Annotated in this window: 23 protein-coding genes; 17 read left to right on the top strand and 6 right to left on the bottom strand. The window is 31.1% G+C overall.

Translation table 11 applies throughout. From position 1 onward, the window contains the following. The first annotated feature begins 187 nt into the window (after nt 1-187). Complete coding sequence (locus QLS71_RS19200; RefSeq protein ID WP_308992112.1) at nt 188-586, top strand: thioesterase family protein; 399 nt, start codon at nt 188-190, stop codon at nt 584-586. 1 nt (nt 587) lies between these two features. On the opposite strand, the gene QLS71_RS19195 is transcribed toward QLS71_RS19200, so the two are convergent. Genes QLS71_RS19195 through QLS71_RS19180 form a run of 4 tightly spaced genes read right to left on the bottom strand, consistent with a single transcriptional unit; the run spans nt 588 to nt 3,323 of the window. Then, a complete protein-coding gene (locus QLS71_RS19195) occupies nt 588-1,196 on the bottom strand; it encodes a YigZ family protein (protein WP_308992113.1) in 609 nt (202 codons plus the stop codon). A gap of 6 nt (nt 1,197-1,202) precedes the next feature. Continuing rightward, nucleotides 1,203-1,814 carry an HAD family phosphatase gene (locus tag QLS71_RS19190; RefSeq protein WP_308992114.1) on the bottom strand — a complete coding sequence of 204 codons (612 nt, stop codon included), beginning with the start codon at nt 1,812-1,814 and terminating at the stop codon, nt 1,203-1,205. Continuing rightward, on the bottom strand, nt 1,807-2,859 hold the full coding sequence (gene ribD / locus QLS71_RS19185) for a bifunctional diaminohydroxyphosphoribosylaminopyrimidine deaminase/5-amino-6-(5-phosphoribosylamino)uracil reductase RibD (RefSeq protein WP_308992115.1): 1,053 nt from the start codon (nt 2,857-2,859) through the stop codon (nt 1,807-1,809). The genes QLS71_RS19190 and ribD overlap by 8 nt, the downstream gene beginning before the upstream one ends. Nucleotides 2,860-2,870: 11 nt before the next feature. Then, nucleotides 2,871-3,323: a hypothetical protein gene (locus tag QLS71_RS19180; RefSeq protein WP_308992116.1), complete on the bottom strand. Its 453-nt coding sequence runs from the start codon at nt 3,321-3,323 to the stop codon at nt 2,871-2,873. Between the two features lie 67 nt (nt 3,324-3,390). On the opposite strand from QLS71_RS19180, the gene QLS71_RS19175 reads away from it, so the two are divergent. The 5 genes from QLS71_RS19175 (at nt 3,391) to QLS71_RS19155 (ending at nt 8,778) form a co-directional block, all read left to right on the top strand. After that, nucleotides 3,391-3,882, top strand: a complete 492-nt coding sequence (locus QLS71_RS19175; protein WP_308992117.1) for a GNAT family N-acetyltransferase — start codon at nt 3,391-3,393, stop codon at nt 3,880-3,882. 36 nt (nt 3,883-3,918) lie between these two features. Then, nucleotides 3,919-4,806 (top strand): peptide chain release factor N(5)-glutamine methyltransferase, encoded by an 888-nt coding sequence (gene prmC, locus QLS71_RS19170; RefSeq protein ID WP_308992118.1) that lies wholly within the window; start codon nt 3,919-3,921, stop codon nt 4,804-4,806. 56 nt (nt 4,807-4,862) lie between these two features. Then, entirely contained in the window at nt 4,863-6,857 is a 1,995-nt protein-coding gene (gene ligA, locus QLS71_RS19165) for an NAD-dependent DNA ligase LigA (protein WP_308992119.1), read from the top strand. Nucleotides 6,858-6,944: 87 nt separating this feature from the next. Further along, complete coding sequence (locus tag QLS71_RS19160) at nt 6,945-7,661, top strand: hypothetical protein (RefSeq protein WP_308992120.1); 717 nt, start codon at nt 6,945-6,947, stop codon at nt 7,659-7,661. 367 nt (nt 7,662-8,028) lie between these two features. Beyond that, nucleotides 8,029-8,778, top strand: a complete 750-nt coding sequence (locus QLS71_RS19155) for a hypothetical protein (RefSeq protein ID WP_308992121.1) — start codon at nt 8,029-8,031, stop codon at nt 8,776-8,778. On the opposite strand, the gene QLS71_RS19150 is transcribed toward QLS71_RS19155, so the two are convergent. Continuing rightward, on the bottom strand, nt 8,775-9,692 hold the full coding sequence (locus tag QLS71_RS19150) for a metallophosphatase (RefSeq protein ID WP_308992122.1): 918 nt from the start codon (nt 9,690-9,692) through the stop codon (nt 8,775-8,777). The genes QLS71_RS19155 and QLS71_RS19150 overlap by 4 nt on opposite strands. A gap of 4 nt (nt 9,693-9,696) precedes the next feature. Next, nucleotides 9,697-10,383, bottom strand: coding sequence for a 5'-nucleotidase (locus QLS71_RS19145; protein ID WP_308992123.1), 687 nt, complete (start codon nt 10,381-10,383; stop codon nt 9,697-9,699). A 130-nt stretch (nt 10,384-10,513) separates the two neighbouring features. Between QLS71_RS19145 and QLS71_RS19140 the strand changes: the two genes are divergently transcribed. The 11 genes from QLS71_RS19140 (at nt 10,514) to coaE (ending at nt 20,636) form a co-directional block, all read left to right on the top strand. After that, complete coding sequence (locus tag QLS71_RS19140; RefSeq protein WP_308992124.1) at nt 10,514-11,041, top strand: hypothetical protein; 528 nt, start codon at nt 10,514-10,516, stop codon at nt 11,039-11,041. Then, nucleotides 11,034-11,912, top strand: a complete 879-nt coding sequence (dapA, locus tag QLS71_RS19135; RefSeq protein ID WP_308992125.1) for a 4-hydroxy-tetrahydrodipicolinate synthase — start codon at nt 11,034-11,036, stop codon at nt 11,910-11,912. The genes QLS71_RS19140 and dapA overlap by 8 nt, the downstream gene beginning before the upstream one ends. Nucleotides 11,913-12,047: 135 nt before the next feature. After that, nucleotides 12,048-12,875 carry an outer membrane protein assembly factor BamD gene (locus QLS71_RS19130; RefSeq protein ID WP_308992126.1) on the top strand — a complete coding sequence of 276 codons (828 nt, stop codon included), beginning with the start codon at nt 12,048-12,050 and terminating at the stop codon, nt 12,873-12,875. Between the two features lie 12 nt (nt 12,876-12,887). Beyond that, nucleotides 12,888-13,217, top strand: a complete 330-nt coding sequence (locus QLS71_RS19125) for a DNA-directed RNA polymerase subunit omega (protein WP_308992127.1) — start codon at nt 12,888-12,890, stop codon at nt 13,215-13,217. Between the two features lie 103 nt (nt 13,218-13,320). Beyond that, a complete protein-coding gene (coaBC, locus tag QLS71_RS19120; RefSeq protein ID WP_308992128.1) occupies nt 13,321-14,532 on the top strand; it encodes a bifunctional phosphopantothenoylcysteine decarboxylase/phosphopantothenate--cysteine ligase CoaBC in 1,212 nt (403 codons plus the stop codon). After that, nucleotides 14,525-15,412 carry a DUF4835 family protein gene (locus QLS71_RS19115; RefSeq protein WP_308992129.1) on the top strand — a complete coding sequence of 296 codons (888 nt, stop codon included), beginning with the start codon at nt 14,525-14,527 and terminating at the stop codon, nt 15,410-15,412. The genes coaBC and QLS71_RS19115 overlap by 8 nt, the downstream gene beginning before the upstream one ends. A 44-nt stretch (nt 15,413-15,456) precedes the next feature. Next, nucleotides 15,457-17,109, top strand: coding sequence for a DNA repair protein RecN (gene recN, locus QLS71_RS19110; RefSeq protein ID WP_308992130.1), 1,653 nt, complete (start codon nt 15,457-15,459; stop codon nt 17,107-17,109). A gap of 49 nt (nt 17,110-17,158) precedes the next feature. Next, nucleotides 17,159-17,974, top strand: coding sequence for an SDR family oxidoreductase (locus QLS71_RS19105; RefSeq protein ID WP_308992131.1), 816 nt, complete (start codon nt 17,159-17,161; stop codon nt 17,972-17,974). 114 nt (nt 17,975-18,088) lie between these two features. Beyond that, nucleotides 18,089-19,096: a glycosyltransferase gene (locus QLS71_RS19100; protein WP_308992132.1), complete on the top strand. Its 1,008-nt coding sequence runs from the start codon at nt 18,089-18,091 to the stop codon at nt 19,094-19,096. Next, nucleotides 19,093-20,052 carry a YbbR-like domain-containing protein gene (locus QLS71_RS19095; RefSeq protein WP_308992133.1) on the top strand — a complete coding sequence of 320 codons (960 nt, stop codon included), beginning with the start codon at nt 19,093-19,095 and terminating at the stop codon, nt 20,050-20,052. Before QLS71_RS19100 ends, QLS71_RS19095 begins: the two co-directional genes overlap by 4 nt. Continuing rightward, nucleotides 20,049-20,636 carry a dephospho-CoA kinase gene (gene coaE / locus QLS71_RS19090; RefSeq protein WP_308992134.1) on the top strand — a complete coding sequence of 196 codons (588 nt, stop codon included), beginning with the start codon at nt 20,049-20,051 and terminating at the stop codon, nt 20,634-20,636. Before QLS71_RS19095 ends, coaE begins: the two co-directional genes overlap by 4 nt. Nucleotides 20,637-20,646 lie beyond the last annotated feature (10 nt).

The raw sequence follows: 20,646 nt of genomic DNA, 5'->3' as shown, positions 1-20,646 counted from the left end.
TTTTATTATTCAGGTTTTTTGTTCGTAAGGTTTGTGAAAGAAAATTAATAATATTAACCCCCTTTTTGGTTTGGCAAATATGTGAACAAAATTCTTAAAAAAAAAATGATTTAGTATTGAATATTCAGAATTTTTTCACCATGTTTAACCTCTTGCCGAAGCTACAAAAAAATATTTAATAAACCTTATGAAAATCGACGAAATACAAATAAGAGTGAGATATGGCGAAACCGACCAAATGGGCGTGGTATATCACGGAAACTACGCATTATATCTTGAAATGGGGCGAATTGAGTGGCTTCGAAAATTAGGGATTTCTTATAAAAGTATGGAAGAAAACGGGGTGATGCTTCCCGTAGTTTCTTTAAGTATAAACTATAAAAAATCAGCAGTTTATGACGATGTAATTAATGTAAAAACTCAACTAAAAAAAACACCTACTGCTAAGATAGAATTTGAGTATGAAATCAGCAATGAAAAGGGAGATGTTTTAACAGTTGCTAGTACTACCTTAGTGTTTATAGATATGAAAACCAACAGACCCATAAAGGCCCCTCAATATATTTTAGATGCTATTAAGAAGTAATCTAAATTTCTTGTATGGATATTTCAAAAAGATGATTAAAAATTTCAAAAACAGACGCTGCCTCTTTTTTTCGAACAGCAATTGTAATTTGACAATCTAATTCTAATTTTTGATTAGTGATGTTTAAGTTTTTCTCCTTAATAATTCGCATCACAGTATTCATGTTTTTATAATCGAAAGAGATTAGATAATTAACATTAATCGTTTTTTTAACAATTTTAGATGCTTCAAGTGTTAATTGTGCGGTGGTTTTATAAGCGCTTATTAGACCACCCACACCTAATTTTATACCACCAAAATAACGAACGACTACAATTAATATATTGGTAACTTCAAATGATTGTATTTGTCCGTAAATAGGCATGCCCGCAGAATTATTGGGCTCACCATCGTCGTTGGCACGATATGATATGTTTTCGGTTCCTAGTTGGTAGGCGTAGCACCAATGTCTTGCGGCATGATGTTCCTTTTTTAATGTTTCGATATGAAGTTTTACCTCGTCTTCATTTAAAACGGGGTAGGCGTAACCAATAAACTTGCTATTCTTTTCTTTAAACAGAATGGCTTCGGTTGACGTTTCAATGGTTTTGTATGTGTCTTTTTCAACCAAACTCAATTAAAATAGATCTTTCTTAATTTTAAATAAATTTGAAACATCTTCGGTTTCTGGATTGATGTGCCATGTTTTAATCTCTAACGATTTTGAGATTTTACAATTATCTTCATTATCATCAATAAAAAGGCATTCGTGGGCATTTAATTTATTTTCGCTTAAAACAAAATCGAAAATATCGCGGTTTGGTTTTCTTAAATTGATTTCGTGCGATAAATAAAATGCATCAAAATAATTTTTGAATTCATCGTAAAACGGAACTGTTCTTTTTATGTGATTTATATGAAGTTCGTTGGTATTGCTTAAAAGTATGAGTTTGTATTTTGAAGCTGCTTTTAAGTTTTTTAAAAATTCTAGACGATGATTAGGAAAATCTTTAAGCATAAAATTCCAAATGTCTATTAATTCTTCGTTTGAAAGATTGGGGAAATTTTCGCTATAAAACCCAATAAATTCTTCGGTTGAAATTAATCCTTGTTCATAAAAGCTATTAAAAGCAATCATTTCTTCAGAAAGGGAATCAATCTTAAATTTGTTAAACGTATGGTTGGTCGCGCCTTCAATATCTAAATTGATAAACACGTTGCCAAAGTCGAATATGATGGCTTTAATCATTCTTATATATTTTGAGTATATCGGTTACTATTTTTTCTTCAGAAATTAATTTTCCTGAAAAGGTAGGTGCTTTTACGCCATTTTTAAATTGAGTAGTTCCTGTAAAAACACGAGCTTCATCCCAAAGATTTTCATCAATGAAAGTTTGTAGTGTTTTTGCACCACCTTCAATAATAATGGAATTGATGCTATGCTTATACAGGCAGTCGCAAATTTGTTTTGCTATGGAGGTTTTTAAATCCCAATTTATAACTTCCAAATTCAAATTTTGGGTTTTTGGTTTTTGGTTATGGATTTTTGAACCTATAACAATTGTTTCTGCTTGTTTGTTAAAAACATTCATGTCTTTTGGTAGCTTTTCGTCTTTGTCTAAAACAATTCTAATAGGGTTTTGTCCTGTCCAATCTCTAACGGTTAAGCTTGGGTTGTCTTGCAAAACGGTATGGGTACCCACTAAAATAGCTTGTTCTTCGGTACGCCATTTATGGACTAACTGTCGGGAATATTCATTGGTAATCCAAACGGGCTTTTGTTCGTTTTTTGTTTCTGGGGCGATAAAACCATCGGAGGTTTCCGCCCATTTTAAAATAATATACGGGCGTTTTTTATTGTGAAATGTAAAAAAACGTTTGTGATGATCTTTACATTCATTTTCTAAAACGCCAACGATTAGATTACAATCAGCTTTTTTTAGTTTTTCAATGCCTTTTCCTGCTACTTGTATATTATCATCTATGCAACCAATAACCACATTTGGTATTTGGTGTTTGATAATGAGGTCGCTACAAGGTGGTGTTTTTCCATAATGGGAGCAAGGTTCTAAGGTGACATATATGGTGGCATCTTTTAAAAGTGATTTGTCTTTTACCGAGTTTATAGCATTTACTTCAGCATGGTTTCCACCATAAGTACTCGTAAAACCTTCACCTATAATTTTGTCGTTATAAACTATAAGACTGCCAACCATGGGGTTGGGTCGGGTGGTGCCCAATCCATTTTTGGCAATTTCAATACAACGTTTTATATATGTTTCGTGGTTGCTCAAAAAAATGTGAGTTATTTAATTTTTACTTCTTCGGTTTTGTCAACATTATAGGTGTGTGAAAAGCCTAAAACTTTATAATTAATCACACCTTTATATTGTACGGTCATTTTTTTAGTTAGCAAAGTGCCAATTAAATGGCTTAAATTTTCATCTCCAAAAATACTATCAACAGGTACATTGGCTATCAATGGTATAGAAAAGTTCTTTTCACCAGGAACTTCAAAATTTTTAGATGACACCGAGGCCATTTCACTATCATTAACATAAACTTTTATATCGTTCACTTCTAGTTCGCCACCAATAATATTAGGGTTTTCAAATAGTGCATCAGCAGTAAGAATGACGTATTTTGGGGTAGATTCAAGTATTTTTATATTTTCAACACCTAAAAATTCAGGCTTCTCATTTACAGAGCAGTTAAAAAGAGTAAGCAATATTGTTGATAAGATTATAACGCGTTTCATTTCCTGATTTTTCAGATTTAATGTATCTTCATCCCGACAAACATCGACACAAAATTAACATTTTATAATGAGTAAAGATACTATTGTTATTCGGAAAATAGCACCTAATGATAATGCTCAAATTGAGCAAATTATTAGGGCATGTTTTCATGAATTTAAAATTCCTTTGGAAGGAACAGCTTATTCTGATGAAGAAACACCACAAATGTATGAATCCTATCAAAATGATAATGATGTTTATTTTGTGATTGAACAAGATGGTGAAATTTTGGGCGGCGGTGGCGTAAAACCTTTAAAGGACTTTGAAGCGAATGTGTGTGAAATTCAAAAAATGTATTTTTCCCCAAAGGTTAGAGGAAAAGGTTATGGTAGATTACTATTTGAGAAATGTTTGTCAGCAGCCAAAAATTTGGGATATAAGAAGTGTTATTTAGAATCGGCACCCCAATTAAAAGCAGCGATACATATTTACGATAGTTACGGTTTTAAACATTTAAAAGGGGCTTTAGGCAATACGGGGCATTTTTCGTGTGGTGTTTGGATGGTAAAAGATTTGTAATTAAAAGTTTTTGATTACTGAATTAAAAGAAAAATTTTGAGTTTAAAAGACATACAAAACACATTTCACGAAGAATTAGATTCTTTATATGGAAAAGAAGAAGTGGACAGTTTCTTTTTTATGTTGATTGAATCCTATTATCATATTTCAAGAATTAAATTGGCTATGGAGCCTCAAATGTTGTTTGAAAACTATGATGCGATTTTAATTGCTTTAGAATTATTAAAAAAACAGCATCCCATACAATATATATTAGGTGAAACCGAATTTTATGGTTTACCTTTTAAAGTAAATGAACACACTTTAATACCAAGACCCGAAACAGAAGAATTGGTGGAATGGATTATTCATCAACACCAAGTATCTGAAAACCAAAGCCCAATTATTTTAGATATTGGAACGGGTAGTGGCTGTATTGCCATTGCTTTAGCAAAACAATTGCCTAACGCAAAAGTTTATGCATTAGATGTAAGTACACAAGCTTTGAAAATGGCAAAGAAAAATGCTGAATTGAATGCGGTTGACGTTGAATTTATTGAAGCCGATATTTTAAAGACCGAAGATCAAAAACCCATGACAGGTGGAATTTGGAATTTGGAATTTGAAACATTGAAATTTGATATCATTGTCTCAAACCCACCGTATGTAAGGGAGCAAGAAAAGCAACAAATGAAACCGAATGTACTAGATAACGAACCTCATTTAGCATTGTTTGTTAAAGACGACGATCCGTTATTGTTTTACAAAGCCATTACACGATTTGCTCTTGATAAATTGTCTGAAAACGGTAGTTTGTTTTTTGAGATTAATGAATATCTTGGAAACGATATGATTCAATTATTAGTAAAACATCATTTTAGTCACATTGAATTAAAACAGGATCTATTTAGAAAAGATAGAATGATTAAAGGAGTGAAGAATTAACAGTTTAGAATTAAAAATAAGCAATTAGAAATATTTGTGAATTAGTGGCAAGTACAATGAATATAGAACAGCAAATACAAAGCTTACGCGACGAATTAAATCAGCACAACTACAACTATTACGTACTTGATAATGCGACGATTTCAGATTTTGATTTTGACATTAAATTGAAAGAACTTCAAGAATTAGAAGCGAAGCATCCGGAATTTTTTGATGCGAATTCGCCAACACAACGTGTAGGAGGGGAGGTTACTAAAAATTTTGAAACCATACCACATGAGTATCGTATGTATTCTTTGGAGAATTCCTATTCTAAAGAAGATTTGTTAGATTGGGAAACACGTATAAAAAAACTCATTGACGGTGATATTCAATATACTTGTGAGCTAAAATATGATGGTGCATCTATTAGTTTAACTTATGAAAACGGCGTTTTGGTTAAGGCTGTTACAAGAGGTGATGGATTTCAAGGCGATAATGTAACGCCCAATATAAAAACTATTAAGTCGGTACCATTAAAATTAAAGGGCGATTACCCAGAAAAGTTTGATATACGCGGTGAAATTGTTTTGCCTTTTGAAGGCTTCATTAAAATGAATGAAGAACGTATTGAAATTGGCGAAGAGCCTTACCGAAATCCAAGAAATACAGCGTCTGGAAGCTTGAAGCTACAAGATAGTGCAGAGGTTGCAAAACGACCATTAGAATGTTTGCTTTATAATTTAACAGGTTCTAACTTAGGCGTTAATTCGCAGTTTGATAGTTTAGAAAAAGCAAGAGAATGGGGTTTTAAAGTACCTCATGCAGCAAAACTCACTAATTCTATTGACGAGGTTTTAGAGTTTATTGATTATTGGAATATACACCGCCATGAATTGCCGTATGAAACTGATGGTGTTGTGGTAAAGGTAAACAACTTACAACAGCAAGAAGAGTTGGGATATACAGCCAAAGCACCTCGTTGGGCTATGGCGTATAAGTTTAAGGCAGAACGGGTTTCAACAAAACTAAATAGTATCACTTATCAAGTGGGACGCACAGGTGCAATTACACCAGTTGCCAATTTAGAACCTGTTGAACTTGCGGGTACTACCGTAAAAAGAGCCTCATTGCATAATGCTGACCAAATTGAAAAATTAGATATTCGAGTAAATGATGAAGTGTATGTTGAAAAAGGCGGAGAAATAATTCCCAAAATTTTGGGTGTTGATTTAACCAAGCGTCCATTAAATTCTAAACCAACTGAATATATTACACAGTGTCCCGAATGTGAAACAGAATTAGTAAGACAAGAAGGTGAGGCACAACATTATTGTCCTAATTATAATGGTTGTAACCCTCAAATAATTGGGCGTATTCAGCATTTTATATCCAGAAAAGCAATGGATATAGAAGGTTTGGGAGGAGAAACTGTAGCGCTTTTGGTTAATGAAGGATTGATTTCTAATTATGCAGATTTGTATGAATTAACTAAAGAACAAGTGATTCCATTAGAGCGCATGGCTGAAAAAAGTGCCGATAATTTAATTCAAGGGATTGAACAATCTAAAAGTATTCCTTTTGAACGCGTTTTATATGCTTTAGGAATTCGTTATGTTGGAGAAACTGTAGCTAAAAAATTAGCCAAACACTATAAAAGTATTGCAGCTATTGCAGAAGCATCAGAAGAAGCATTAGTAAATGTAGATGAAATTGGGGTTAAAATAGCTGAAAGCGTTCGTGCTTTCTTTTCTTCAGAAGAAAATATACTTATAATTAATAGGTTGAAAGCATTTGGTGTTCAATTGGAAATTTCAGCAGAACAACTTATAGGACAAACCGATATATTAAAAGGACAGAGTATTGTTATTTCGGGTGTTTTTGAATCTGTTTCGCGCGACGAGCTTAAAAAGCTTATAGAAGATAACGGTGGTAAAGTAAGCAGCTCCATTTCGTCAAAAACAAGTTATATTGTTGCGGGCGATAATATGGGACCCAGTAAAAGAAAAAAAGCAGAAGATTTGAAGATTGTTGTAATAGACGAATACGAATTCCTACAAAAAATTAAATAATTCGTAATTATATCGATAAAACGTCTTTTTTTAACGTCATATTGCGAAATATAACTATATTTGCATTTTTAATTATAAATTGTTATTATGAACAAGTCGAAAGCCTTGGTAATTTTATCATTATTACTTTATATTCTATCGGTAATCTATCAATTCAGAAATGAAGAAGAAATTGCAAATGCTCTCAAATCAATTATATTACCAGTAGTTACTTTGTTGTATTTTGTAAATATAAAAAAGAAGTCTCTATTTTTCACACTTTTTTTAATATTATTTTCTATATCAGACTTAATGATTTTCTTAACGTCTTATATTTCGCATAAGTCTGAATATTTTATAGGTAATTCTTTATATATATTAGCATATATCTTCCTGATTGTTGAGGTTTTTAAATCTCTTTCATTATTTCATGTGCTGAAAAATTATAAAATTCATTTAGTGGTTTTAACTATTTTAAATATATATATTGTTTACGTTTTACAAGCAATAATAGACCCCTTTGTAGCTAAATCAAATGAATATTATGTAGAATTAATATATAACATTGTTATGTTATTGTTCTTGTCTTTAGCATTGGTAAACTATTTTTATAGAGATAATGTGAAGTCTTTGTATATGTTTTTAGGTGCTTTATGTATTGTGTTTGGTGAAGTAATATGGGTAGCTTATACTTATATTTCAGAAAGGCACTTGCTGAATGTAGTTTCTACAACTTTATATGTGTTAGCTTTTTATTTTTTCTATAAGCAATCTAAAATTGAGTACGAAGTTACACGGGTAGATGTGAATGTGTTAATTGACTGACTTATATGTTTTTAGACTTCAGAGTTCTTCTGTTTTAATTTGGGATAACTAAATATAACCTCCATACGTTTCTAATCTAACTTTATAAAAAATAAATCCACTTTATGGATGGGTGAAAACTTAAAACGAAGTGTATTCATCAAACGGACATTACAATAATTCTCAATATTAACTGAATATGTGTTTTTTATTATGCGTGTTTGGATGCTATATGGTTAGATATTTGCGATGTAATTTTTTATTAAAAAAAATTCAATTTATTCGATAAAACGCATAATAATCAATAAATAATCGATGAAAAGTATTTTTTTATCGATTAAATAAATATTTATTATTATATTTGCGTCAACCTACTTATGTAAATACTGTGAATAATTGGCTTAAATTTACGTTTAATAAAGTGTTTCTTTGCGCTTTAATAATATTAATCATTATTAATATTATTGGTGCCGTTACAGAAGATGCATTGATTTTAAAAACCGCAATACCGCTTTGCATTCCTGTATTTTTAATTTTCTTTTTTATAAAATATAATACATTGGGGCTTACTTTTGTCTCTTTTTTAATGTTTTCTTTTTTAGGAGATATAGCTTATGTCTTTTTTCCAGAAGAAGTCCTCATTGAAGCTTCAAGTATTCTTTATATAATTAGTTATATGTATTTGTTAATGATGTGTCCTAAATTTAAGATACTTGAGTTTAATACATTAATAGGTGTATATTTGATAGTGGTGTTTTCTATTGCTTTATATTTCTTATATATTGTTCATAGTATATTACAAACATTTGTCCCTAACCCTAAAGAAGTATTGTTGTTTGGAGTTAAAAGTTTAATGTTAATTATTTTAGGATTTTCTTCTTTTGCAGTGTATTTAAACACGCAAACAAGACAGTCTGTTTTATTTTTAACTGCAATAATATTTTTTGGATTATCCGTTATGTTAAATTATATAAATCTATATTTTTTATACAATTGGAGTTTCGAACTATTACAAAATATATTTTATACTGTAGCGCTTTATTTGATGTTTAGATATATTATAAATCTAAACTTCACTAAGAAGAAGTCCAAACAACTACATTTGGAAAATTATTCATCTGATGCTGTTTTATCTTAAACAACAATAGCTGTGCCGTTTACAGATAGATTTTTATTTGCATCAAAATAAAAATCTATTCTACCAAGATTAATGCCATAGCATCCAACTTGGTTTACTAACATGTTTTTGCCTTCCTTATTTTTTACAATACTTGGCTTGGGTAAAAAAGTGTGTGTATGTCCACCAATAATTAAATCGATATCTTTAGTTAAACCAGCTAGTTTTAAATCGCTCATTTTATCGGGATTTGTTTTATAATCATAACCTAAATGTGATAAGCATATTACCAAATCACATTTTTCAACTGTCTTTAGAATGCGTGTCATATCTTGAGTTATCTCAACAGGATCTAAATACTTTGTTTCTTTGTACATGGAGGGGTCAACCAAACCATCTAGTTCAATACCTAATCCAAAAACGCCAATTTTAATCCCATCTTTTTTAAAGATATTATATGGATTTACATGCGTATGCATTACGGTATTCGAAAAATCATAATTTGAAGAAATAAATTGAAACTGAGCATGTGGTAATTGGGTATATAAACCATCAATTCCATTGTCAAAATCGTGGTTACCTACTGTGGCTGCATCATATTTTAATTTGCTCATCAGTTTAAATTCCAATTCACCGCCATAATAATTAAAATAGGGGGTACCCTGAAAAATATCACCAGCATCTAATAAAAGTGTGTTGGGGTTTTCGTTTCTAATAGATTCAATTAAACGCGCTCTCCTAGCAATACCACCTTTGTTCGCATTTCTCCCATCTTCGGGGCCAAAAGGATCGATGTGGCTATGCACATCATTTGTGTGTAAAATAGTGATTTTAGATATCTTTGAGCTGGTTGTAAACGATTGAAGCCCCAAACTGCCAATGGTTACCAAAGCAGCTGTTGCCGATGTTTGCTGAATAAAATCTCTACGTTTCATATATTTATTTTAATTGTATAAACCTCTCATCTCTTACAGGGTTTATAGTATCTACTTTTTTAAAATGATCTATTAGGGCATTTCGTATCTTATAATCTAAAACATAAAGACCATTGTTTGGTTTAAAAAAAGTCATATTATCACCACCATTATATAAATAATCGTTGGTGGCCACATAATAGGTTTTATTCAATTGAATTTTTTCATCATTAATAGATGCTTCAACAACATTAAATTTTTTGTCAATAGTCATTTTAAGTTTAGAAATAGGGTGTGCTTTATGTGCTTTACTTAAATAGGAAACCAAGTTGTCTATTTGTGTGCCTTTCATAGCAACAACAACGATACTATTTTCAAAAGGCATTAATTCGAAAGCGGTTCGGGTAGTTATGTTTCCTTTATTAATAATAGAACGAATACCGCCATGATTTAAAATGACCATATCTATATTATTACCGGTTCTATTTTTAAAAATGGGGTTGGCTTCATCAAAAATAGCATCTGCCATAAAATTACCAATGGCTGTATTAAACTCTCCATCAGATTTTGTGTATTTACTAACAGCATATGCCAACACGCTGTCTAAATCTTTTTCAATGTGTGCTCTATAAGGTTTTATGAAGGCTTCAACATTGGGGTCAATTGCTAATGAATCTGTAATTTGAATTTGTTTACCTTCAATTTTAGTCAAATAGTTTTTAGGAGGTTTACAATTAAAAACCAGTAATATATATAACAAATAAATTAAATATGTAAACCTCATATTTTTAATAGATTTTTTGAATGTACTTTTATTACCTTTGCGCAAAGTATAAAGATAAATGATTTTAAAAGGTTTTAGAGAAAAATCTATTAAAAAACGCATCAATAAATTGTTATCTGAACGCTATGTAAATGTTTCAGATAATAAGGTTGAAAGTTTAGGGATTATCTTTAATTTAGATGAAGTTAATGATTTTGAACAGTTTAATACACTATCGTCTTATTTAAAAGTACTTCCTAATAGGTTAAAGATTATAGCGTTTTCTTCAAATAAAAAAGAAACCCTTAAATCTTGGGATATTTGTTATAATCCCGACGATATTGCTTGGAATGGTCTTATTAAAAACAGCGAATTACAAACCTTTTTAGATACTAAATTTGATGTTTTAATCAGTTATTACGAAGCAGATATTACAGAATTAAAATTGTTTACAGCCTTATCAAAAGCACAGTTTAAAGTGGGGATGTTACAAGCCGACGAGCGTTTAAATGACCTTATTATTAAAACAAGCCTAACAGAATTTAACGTATTTAAAAACGAAATTTTTAAATACCTAACTATATTAAATAAAATTAAGAATGAATAGTAAGTTTCTAGGAACTGGAGTTGCTTTAGTTACACCTTTTAAATCAGATTTAACAGTAGATCATGATGCCTTAGTAAATATTGTGAATTTCAATATAGAAAATGGGGTAGAATATCTTGTTGTGTGTGGTACTACTGCTGAAAGCGCAACCATAACAGCACAAGAAAAGAAAGATGTTATAGTAACCATTTCTAAAGCTAATAAGGGACGTGTTCCTTTGGTTTTAGGTATTGGAGGAAATAATACAGCTCAAGTTATAGAAGAAGTGAAAACTACTGATTTAACTAATTTTGATGCGATACTATCGGTTTCTCCATATTACAGTAAACCAACTCAAGAGGGTATTTATCAGCATTTCAAAGCTATTTCAGAAGCATCACCTGTTGATATTATTTTATACAATGTTCCAGGTCGTACTTCAAAAAATATGGAAGTTGAAACTACTTTAAGGCTAGCTAACGATTTCAAAAATGTGATTGCTATTAAAGAGGCGGGAAACAATGTTTCGCAATATTTTCAGTTAATTAAAAACAAACCCAAAGACTTTTTAATTATTTCGGGTGATGACGATTTGGCTTTGGGTATTGTGCTAGCAGGAGGAGCAGGCGTTATTTCGGTAATAGGTCAAGGATTTCCCAAAGAATTTTCAGAAATGATTCGTTTAGGCTTAAAAGGAAATGCTAAAGAAGCTTATAAACTTCATTATAAATTAATGGATGTAATTGGTTATATTTTTGAAGAAAACAATCCAGCAGGTATTAAAGCTGTTTTTGAAACTCTAGAGTTATGTAAAGACAGTGTTAGATTGCCATTGGTGCCAGCTTCAAATGAATTAAAAAAGAAAATTAAATCATTTGTAAATCACTTTTAAGGTCGCAGTTAAATATATATCTGTTAAATATTACTTAATCGTGATGATGGCTGTATTTAAGCCATTATTTTAGCAGTAAAATAATATTTTTAAAATCCATATTAATAACTTAATTTTGCATCTTGTTTCAAAACTATGAAGAGATTTCTTTACATATTAATAACTATCACATTTTTAAGCTCTTGTAGCGAATATCAAAAGGCATTAAAAAACGAAGATATTGCTACCAAGTTTAAATTGGGAGAAGATTTATACAACGAAGGCAAATTTGCCAAAGCCAATAAACTGTTTGCTCAAATAGTACCTAATTATAGAGGGAAACCACAAGCTGAAAAGTTGATGTATTTATATTCTAATTCATTTTATAAAATGAAAGATTATTATACAGCAGGTTATCAGTTTGAACGTTTTGCATCCAGTTACCCTAAAAGTGAAAAATTAGAAGAAGCCTCTTTTTTAGGAGCAAAGAGTTACTATATGTTGTCGCCAGCTTATACTAAAGACCAAAAAGAAACTAAAGCTGCTATAGAGAAACTTCAAGATTTCATAAATATGTTCCCTGAGTCTGAATATCTTTCTGAAGCTAATAAATTAGTCCATGAGTTAGATTTTAAATTAGAAAAGAAAGCATTTAGTATCGCTAAACAATACAATACAATCTCTGATTACCCAGCGTCTGTGAAGTCGTTTGATAATTTTATGTTCGATTTTCCTGGTTCTACATTGCGTGAAGAAGCTTTGTTTTTAAGATTTGATTCTGCTTATAAATTAGCGGTTAATAGTGTGGAATACAAAAAGACACTAACCGGTATTGTTCCTTTAAAGAAAACCCGTTTGGAACAAGCCAAAGAATATCATGATTCATTTAAAAAAGCATATGCTAATTCTAAGCATACAGAAGAAGTTGACAAAATGGCTTTAGAATTAAATGAACAATTACAAAAATATAGCACTAAAAGTTAAATAACAATGACAATGGATTTAAAGAAAACCAATGCACCTGTTAACACCATCACGTACGACAGAAATCAAATTGACGAACCAACAGAAAATATTTACGAGTCAATTTCAATCATCGCAAGACGTGCTGAACAGATTAACACAGAGATTAAAAAAGAACTTATCGATAAGTTAGAAGAATTTGCTACTTATAACGACAGTTTAGAAGAGATCTTTGAAAATAAAGAGCAAATTGAGGTTTCTAAATTTTACGAAAAATTGCCAAAACCACATGCTTTAGCTGTTCAAGAATGGTTAACAGATAAAATATATTTTAGAAATACAGAGGAAGATAATCAGGAGTAATTTCTGAAATTTCAATGTTATTAATTAAACTCCAAAACGATATAAATATATGGTCTTGGAGTTTAATTCGTATTAATCATAAGAATTCTGAAAACTATTTTTTATGAGTATTTTAAGCGGAAAAAAAATATTATTAGGTATAACTGCTGGTATTGCCGCTTATAAAACAGCTTCATTAGTAAGGTTGTTTGTAAAATCGGGTGCTAACGTAAAAGTCGTTATGACACCTTCTGCTAAAGAATTTATTACTCCTTTAACCTTATCAACACTTTCAAAACATCCAGTTTATTCATCTTTCATAAATGAAGAAGCGGATAACGTTGTATGGAATAATCATGTTGATTTAGGTTTGTGGGCCGATTTATTTATTATTGCGCCCGCTACAGCAAATACCTTATCAAAAATGGCAAATGGCGTTTGTGATAATTTGTTGTTAGCGACTTATTTATCTGCTAAATGTCCTGTATATTTTGCACCAGCCATGGATTTAGATATGTACAAACACGAAAGTACCTTACGCTCCTTTAAGATTTTAAAAAGCTACGGTAATATTATGATTCCTGCCGTAAGTGGAGAATTAGCCAGTGGTTTAGTAGGTGAAGGTAGAATGGCAGAACCCGAATCTATTGTTTCGTTTATGGAAAATAATATTTTAGAGACACTACCCCTTAAAGGAAAAAAAGTACTTATTACAGCTGGCCCAACGCATGAAGCTATCGATCCTGTACGATTTATTGGTAATCATTCTAGTGGAAAAATGGGTTTTGAAATTGCCAAAGCATCAGCCAATCTTGGTGCCGAGGTTGTTTTAATAACGGGACCTACACACCAAAAGGTGTCACATAATCTTATACATGTCATTCCTGTTGTGAGTGCTAACGATATGTATGATGCGGTTCATGAGCATTTCAAAATGGTTGATATTGCTATCCTTTCTGCAGCAGTTGCCGACTATAAACCAAAAGAAGTTGCTTCTCAAAAAATAAAAAAGAAAGCATCTACGTTAACTTTAGAGTTAGAAAAAACAAAAGATATTTTAGCTTCTTTGGGAGCTATTAAAACCAACCAGTATTTAGTAGGTTTTGCTTTAGAAACTAATAACGAACTCGAAAATGCAAAAGACAAATTAAAAAGAAAGAATTTAAATTTAATTGTTTTAAATTCGTTAAATGATATAGGTGCCGGTTTTAAAAGCGACACAAATAAAGTTACTTTTATAGATGATGAGGATACGGTGACTAAATTTCAATTAAAATCGAAGGCAGCCGTTGCTAACGATTTACTTAATAAAATTTTAGAACAAATTAATGCGTAACATACTCATAATTTTAATATTTGGTTTTGGAATCGTCAGTTTTTCCCAAGAGTTAAACTGCAATGTGGTTGTTAATGCACAACAAACGGGTAACGAAAACCTTCCCATTTTTAAAACTTTAGAAAAACAATTAAAAGAGTTTATTAATAATACTAAATGGACTAACAAAGCTTTTTCCAGTCAAGAACGTATTGATTGTAGCATGATTGTTAATATTGTAAATTATAATAGCGAGTCGTTTCAAGCATCGTTGCAAGTGCAATCTTCACGCCCTGTTTATGGTTCATCGTTTACCACGCCAATTTATAATTTTAACGACAAAGATTTTAATTTCATCTATTTAGAATTTCAAAATTTAATTTTTAGTCCAACGCAATACGAATCGAACTTAGTATCTGTGTTGGCATTTCATATAAATATAATTTTAGGTTTAGATGCCGAATCGTTTTCTCCAAACGGTGGTGATGCTTATTTTCAACAAGCTCAAACCATAGTTAATTATTCACAACAAGATAATTTTAAAGGCTGGAAATTGGCAGATGGTTTACAAAGTAGATTTGCACTTATAGACAATATCCTATCGCCAACCTTTAAGGAATATAAAAATGTTATGTATGCCTACCATCGTAAAGGTTTAGACGTTATGAGCAACAATGCAAAAGAGGGTAAGGAGGAAATATCAGGAGCTTTAAAACAATTTCAGGCTATGAACAGTCGCCGACCCAATTCGTTTTTACTAAGAACTTTTTTTGATGCGAAAGCCGATGAAATTGAACAAATTTTTAGCGATGGCCCCAATGTAAATATAGCAAGCGTTAAAGAAACACTACAAAAAGTAGCGCCTATGCATAGCAGTAAATGGCAAAATATTAAGTTTTAAGTTATCTCAACTTTCAACTTTTCAACTTTAAATTTTTAACTTGAATGTTAACATCTCTTTCCATAAAAAATTACGCTTTAATCGACAAACTTCATGTAGAGTTTAACGATGGGTTTTCTATAATTACTGGTGAAACTGGTGCAGGGAAATCAATACTTTTAGGGGGCTTATCATTAATTCTTGGGAAACGTGCCGATTTAAGCAGTTTAAAAAACACAGAGGAAAAGTGCGTTATTGAAGCGGTTTTTAATATTTCAAACTACAAACTTCAATCGCTTTTTAAAGCAGAAAATCTTGATTACGAAGCGCAAACCATTATCCGCAGAGAGATATTGCCTTCTGGAAAATCGCGAGCTTTTGTAAACGATTCGCCCGTAAATTTAAATAGTTTACAATTGTTAGGTGAACGATTGATTGATATTCATTCACAGCATGAAACCTTGCAGTTAACAAGTAACGAATTTCAATTTCAAGTTATTGATGCCTTGGCTAATAATGAAGATATACTTCAAGCGTATAAATTAGAATTAAAAGTATATAAAAAATTAAAAAAGGAGCTTAAAGAACTTTTAGATTTTCAGGCAGATGCCATTAAAGAACACGATTATAATTCGTTTTTATTAAGCGAGTTGGTTGAAGCTAATTTGGTTGATGGCGAATTAGAATTGCTTGAAGATGAATATGAAACTTTAAATAATATTGAAGGTATTAAAGAAAAACTGTCTGAAGCATATCAATTATTAAATGAAGAACAAATAGGGCTTCTACCTGCATTAACCTCTTTAAAAAACACACTACAAAAACTCTCGAGTTATTCATTAAAATACAACGATTTATTTAACAGAGTCAATAGTAGTTTAATTGACATGGATGATGTTTTTAAAGAAGTTGATATATTACAAGAAAATTTGGAAGCCGACCCAAATAGGTTAGCTGTTGTCGATTCTAAATTGCGTGTACTTCATAACTTAATGCAAAAGCATGTTGTGGATAGTGTTTTAGATTTAATAACTATTAAAACGCAGCTAGAGGAAAAGGTTTCGTTTACCGAAAATTTAGATGCGTCTATTCAAAAGAAACAATTAGAAATAGAAAATAAGGAGGCTGAATTAAATACTATTTCAAAAGAGATCCATACTAAGCGAACCGATATTATTCCACAGTTAAAAGAACAATTAGAAACTCTTTTAGCGAGTTTAGGTATGCCGAATGCTCAGTTTAAAATAGAGGTTCTTTATGAGGAAGCATTTTTAGCAAACGGTAAAGACGACTTGTCATTTTTGTTTTCTGCTAATAAAGGTGGGAATTTTAACGATCTTAAGAAGGCCGCTTCAGGAGGTGAGTTATCGCGTATTATGCTAGCTATAAAATCGGTGTTGTCAAAATATATTCAATTACCAACCATTATGTTTGATGAAATTGACACAGGGGTTTCGGGTGAAATTTCAAATAAAATGGGCGATATCATGTTGCAAATGAGTAAAACCATGCAAGTGTTTTCTATAACCCATTTACCACAAATTGCAGCGAAAGGACATGCGCATTTTAAAGTATTTAAAGAAGACGTGAACGAGGTAACACAAACCAATTTAGTGAAACTAAACCATGACGAACGTATTGTTGAAATTGCTCAAATGTTAGGTGGTTTAGAAATGTCGTCTTCAGCCATAGCACATGCTAAAGAATTATTGAATTAATTGTATCTTTGCACACTAATTTAACAAATCAACATATAAACCAAAAAGTATGTCATACAATTTACTAAAAGGGAAAAGAGGAATTATTTTTGGAGCATTAGACTCAAATTCAATTGCTTGGAAAACAGCAGAACGCGTTCACGAAGAAGGAGGTACTTTTGTTTTAACCAATGCGCCAGTTGCCATGAGAATGGGACAAATTAATGAATTAGCTGAAAAAACGGGATCTCAAATTATTCCTGCAGATGCCACTTCGATTGAAGATATAGAAAATTTGGTTAAACAATCTGTAGAAATTCTTGGAGGTAAAATAGATTTTGTTTTACATTCTATTGGGATGTCTATTAACGTTAGAAAGGGAAAACACTATACAGACCAAAATTACGATTGGACACAAAAAGGAACAGATGTTTCCGCAATGTCTTTTCATAAAGTAATGCAAACGCTTTATAAGCAAGATGCCATGAACGAATGGGGAAGTATCGTAGCTTTAACTTATATGGCTGCACAACGTGTATTCCCTGATTATAATGATATGGCTGATAATAAAGCCTATTTAGAAAGCATAGCTCGTAGTTTTGGATATTTCTTTGGTCGTGATAAAAAAGTGCGTGTAAATACTATTTCTCAGTCGCCAACACCTACAACTGCTGGTAGTGGTGTAAAAGGATTTGACGGATTTATTGCTTATGCTGATAAAATGTCGCCACTTGGTAACGCCACCGCATTAGATTGTGCTAACTATACCGTTACATTATTTAGTGATTTAACAAAGCGTGTTACCTTGCAAAATCTATTTCACGATGGAGGTTTTAGCAACATGGGCGTTAGTGACGCTGTTATGAGCACTTTTGTAGGAGAATAATAAAATAATATAAAAAACTTCATAGGTTTTTTAAAACTTGTGAAATTTTAAAAAAATAAAACATAGCCACTTGTATAAGGTGGCTTTTTTATTTGCTTTAATTACATTTGTGTTATGCAATTACAATTTTCATTCATTATCCCCGTTTACAATCGGCCAGACGAAACGCAAGAGCTTTTGCAAAGTTTTGTTGGCTTGAAAACGGATACTAAATTTGAAATTGTTATTGTTGAAGATGGTTCTACGATACCATCAAAAGTCATTGTTGATACTTTTACAGCCAAACTTAATATCTCCTACTTTTTTAAGAAAAATTCCGGTCCTGGCGATTCTAGAAATTTTGGGATGCATCATGCTAAAGGAAATTATTTTATTATTTTAGATTCTGATTGTATTCTGCCTGAAAACTATTTATTTGAAGTTGAAAAGAGTTTAACTACAAATTATGTAGATTGCTTTGGTGGACCAGATGCAGCACATCAATCGTTTAGTAATTTACAAAAAGCGATTAATTTTTCAATGACATCGGTTATTACCACAGGAGGTATTCGAGGTAATAAAAAGAGTGTTAATACATTTCAACCCAGAAGTTTTAATATGGGCATTTCAAAAGAAGCTTTTTTGGCATCTGAAGGTTTTGGTTTCATTCATCCTGGGGAGGATCCCGATTTATCCATTCGTCTTTGGGGTTTAGGTTATAAAACAGCGTTGATTCCAGAAGCTTTTGTGTACCACAAACGGCGTATTTCTTGGAGTAAATTTTACAAACAAGTGTATAAGTTTGGGTTAGTTCGCCCTATTTTAAATAGCTGGCATCCTTCAACAAAAAAAATAACTTATTGGTTTCCAACTTTCTTTAGTTTAGGATTTATAGGGTCCGTTTTTTTAATGGCATTTCAAATTAAGTTGTTTATCATACTTTATGCCTTGTATTTTGCATTAGCATTTTTAACAGCTTTATTAACAACTAAAAATTTTGTAGTTTCGTTATTATCGTTAATAGCCATTGGGATACAGTTTTTTGGTTATGGCTATGGATTTTTAAAATCAACTTTAGTTGTAGAAATTTTTAAAAAGAACCCTAAAACACATTTTCCAAATTTGTTTTTTAAATCATCATGATAAAAAAAATAAAGTCCGACATATTAGCCTCTATTAAGAACAAAAAAATAAATGTATTTTTTTTATTCTTATTTTTGGCATTCATCATTTTAATATTCACAAAACTCTCAAAAACAACTACAAATACCATTGTTTTTAATATTGAAAAAATAAACGTACCCCAAGAAAATATTATTTTTAACGATTCTATAGCGTTAAACATTACTTTAAAAACACATGGTTTTAAATGGCTATCCTATTATTTCTCTGAACCTAAAATTATAATCGATTTTAAAAAAGATGTTTATAAAAAAGATTCTGTTTTTATATGGAATAAATCTAAAGCCTATTTAGAAAATACCCAGTTTGATAAAAAGGTTGAATTACTAAATGTCTCACCAGACGTTCTGACATTTAGATATGGGGTAAATATGGTGAAAAAAGTACCTGTAAAATTAAATTCAGACATAAAGTATAATCCTGGATTCGATGTTTCAAAACCGTATGTTTTAATACCAGACTCGGTGGTGGTGGTGGGGCCTAAAGCTTTAGTTTCCAAAGTAGATTTTATTCAAACGGAAAAAGTTTTATTAGTGAATGTCAAAAAAGATATATCAGAAACCGTTAAATTAAAACTTCCTAAAACAAATAAGGATTTGACATTTTCAAACGATAAAGTCCTTTTAAAAGCAACCGTTGAAAAGTTTACTGAGGGAACCTTAAAAGTTCCTGTAACTATTATTAATGTGCCAAATAATATTAATTTAAAATACTTTCCAAAAGAAGTTAACGTATCCTATTATGTAAGTTTGAGTAATTTTAATTCAATTTCGGCAAAAGATTTTAATGTAATTTGTAATTATAGTAATGCAGTAAATAATCAATCGATTTTGGTGCCAGAATTAGAAAAATTTCCTGAAACAGCTAAAAATGTAAAAATTAAACAGCAACGTATAGAATTCATTATAATAGAATGATAATAGTAGGTTTAACAGGTGGTATTGGAAGTGGTAAAACAATGGTTGCCAGACAATTTGAAGCATTGGGTATTCCTGTTTATATTGCTGATGATGAAGCAAAAAGACTTATGAATACGTCTAAAGTTATTAGGCGAAAACTCATTAAATTATTTGGTAATGAAGCTTATATAGACAATCAATTAAACAAACCTTTTATCGCAAATATTATTTTCAACGATAAAGCATATTTGCAAAAAATGAACGCCATAGTACACCCACGAGTAGCAATGCATTTTAAAAAATGGCAGTTAAAACAAGACGCACCTTATGTTATAAAAGAAGTTGCTATTTTGTTTGAAAATGGTAGTTATCAGGAATGTGATTATGTTATTACCGTTACAGCTCCAAAGGCCATACGTATAGAGCGTTTACTTAAAAGAGATGTAACAACTAAAGATAAAGTGTTAGCTATCATGAAAAATCAATGGACAGATGAAGAAAAAGTAAAGCTTTCTGATTATGTGATTATTAATATATTACTTGAAAACACTATAAAACAAGTGCGTGAAATTCATCTTAACATACTTAAATCAAGCAAATAAACTCAAATTT

The organism is Mariniflexile litorale (genome assembly GCF_031128465.2).
In the GTDB taxonomy this organism is placed as follows: Bacteria; Bacteroidota; Bacteroidia; order Flavobacteriales; family Flavobacteriaceae; genus Mariniflexile; species Mariniflexile litorale.
The sequence above is the reverse complement of the archived record's forward strand: the minus strand, read 5'-3'. Positions and strand labels throughout refer to the sequence as shown.

Excerpts from the sequence above, each read along its gene's own strand:
- QLS71_RS19150 (WP_308992122.1), bottom strand. The coding sequence starts at position 9,692 with ATGAAACGTAGAGATTTTATTCAGCAAACATCGGCAACAGCTGCTTTG.
- QLS71_RS19180 (WP_308992116.1), bottom strand. The coding sequence starts at position 3,323 with ATGAAACGCGTTATAATCTTATCAACAATATTGCTTACTCTTTTTAAC.
- recN (WP_308992130.1), top strand. The coding sequence starts at position 15,457 with ATGTTAACATCTCTTTCCATAAAAAATTACGCTTTAATCGACAAACTT.
- QLS71_RS19130 (WP_308992126.1), top strand. The coding sequence starts at position 12,048 with ATGAAGAGATTTCTTTACATATTAATAACTATCACATTTTTAAGCTCT.
- coaBC (WP_308992128.1), top strand. The coding sequence starts at position 13,321 with ATGAGTATTTTAAGCGGAAAAAAAATATTATTAGGTATAACTGCTGGT.
- QLS71_RS19095 (WP_308992133.1), top strand. The coding sequence starts at position 19,093 with ATGATAAAAAAAATAAAGTCCGACATATTAGCCTCTATTAAGAACAAA.
- QLS71_RS19100 (WP_308992132.1), top strand. The coding sequence starts at position 18,089 with ATGCAATTACAATTTTCATTCATTATCCCCGTTTACAATCGGCCAGAC.
- QLS71_RS19200 (WP_308992112.1), top strand. The coding sequence starts at position 188 with ATGAAAATCGACGAAATACAAATAAGAGTGAGATATGGCGAAACCGAC.
- QLS71_RS19115 (WP_308992129.1), top strand. The coding sequence starts at position 14,525 with ATGCGTAACATACTCATAATTTTAATATTTGGTTTTGGAATCGTCAGT.
- dapA (WP_308992125.1), top strand. The coding sequence starts at position 11,034 with ATGAATAGTAAGTTTCTAGGAACTGGAGTTGCTTTAGTTACACCTTTT.
- coaE (WP_308992134.1), top strand. The coding sequence starts at position 20,049 with ATGATAATAGTAGGTTTAACAGGTGGTATTGGAAGTGGTAAAACAATG.
- QLS71_RS19160 (WP_308992120.1), top strand. The coding sequence starts at position 6,945 with ATGAACAAGTCGAAAGCCTTGGTAATTTTATCATTATTACTTTATATT.
- QLS71_RS19105 (WP_308992131.1), top strand. The coding sequence starts at position 17,159 with ATGTCATACAATTTACTAAAAGGGAAAAGAGGAATTATTTTTGGAGCA.
- QLS71_RS19175 (WP_308992117.1), top strand. The coding sequence starts at position 3,391 with ATGAGTAAAGATACTATTGTTATTCGGAAAATAGCACCTAATGATAAT.
- QLS71_RS19190 (WP_308992114.1), bottom strand. The coding sequence starts at position 1,814 with ATGATTAAAGCCATCATATTCGACTTTGGCAACGTGTTTATCAATTTA.
- QLS71_RS19140 (WP_308992124.1), top strand. The coding sequence starts at position 10,514 with ATGATTTTAAAAGGTTTTAGAGAAAAATCTATTAAAAAACGCATCAAT.
- ligA (WP_308992119.1), top strand. The coding sequence starts at position 4,863 with ATGAATATAGAACAGCAAATACAAAGCTTACGCGACGAATTAAATCAG.
- QLS71_RS19125 (WP_308992127.1), top strand. The coding sequence starts at position 12,888 with ATGGATTTAAAGAAAACCAATGCACCTGTTAACACCATCACGTACGAC.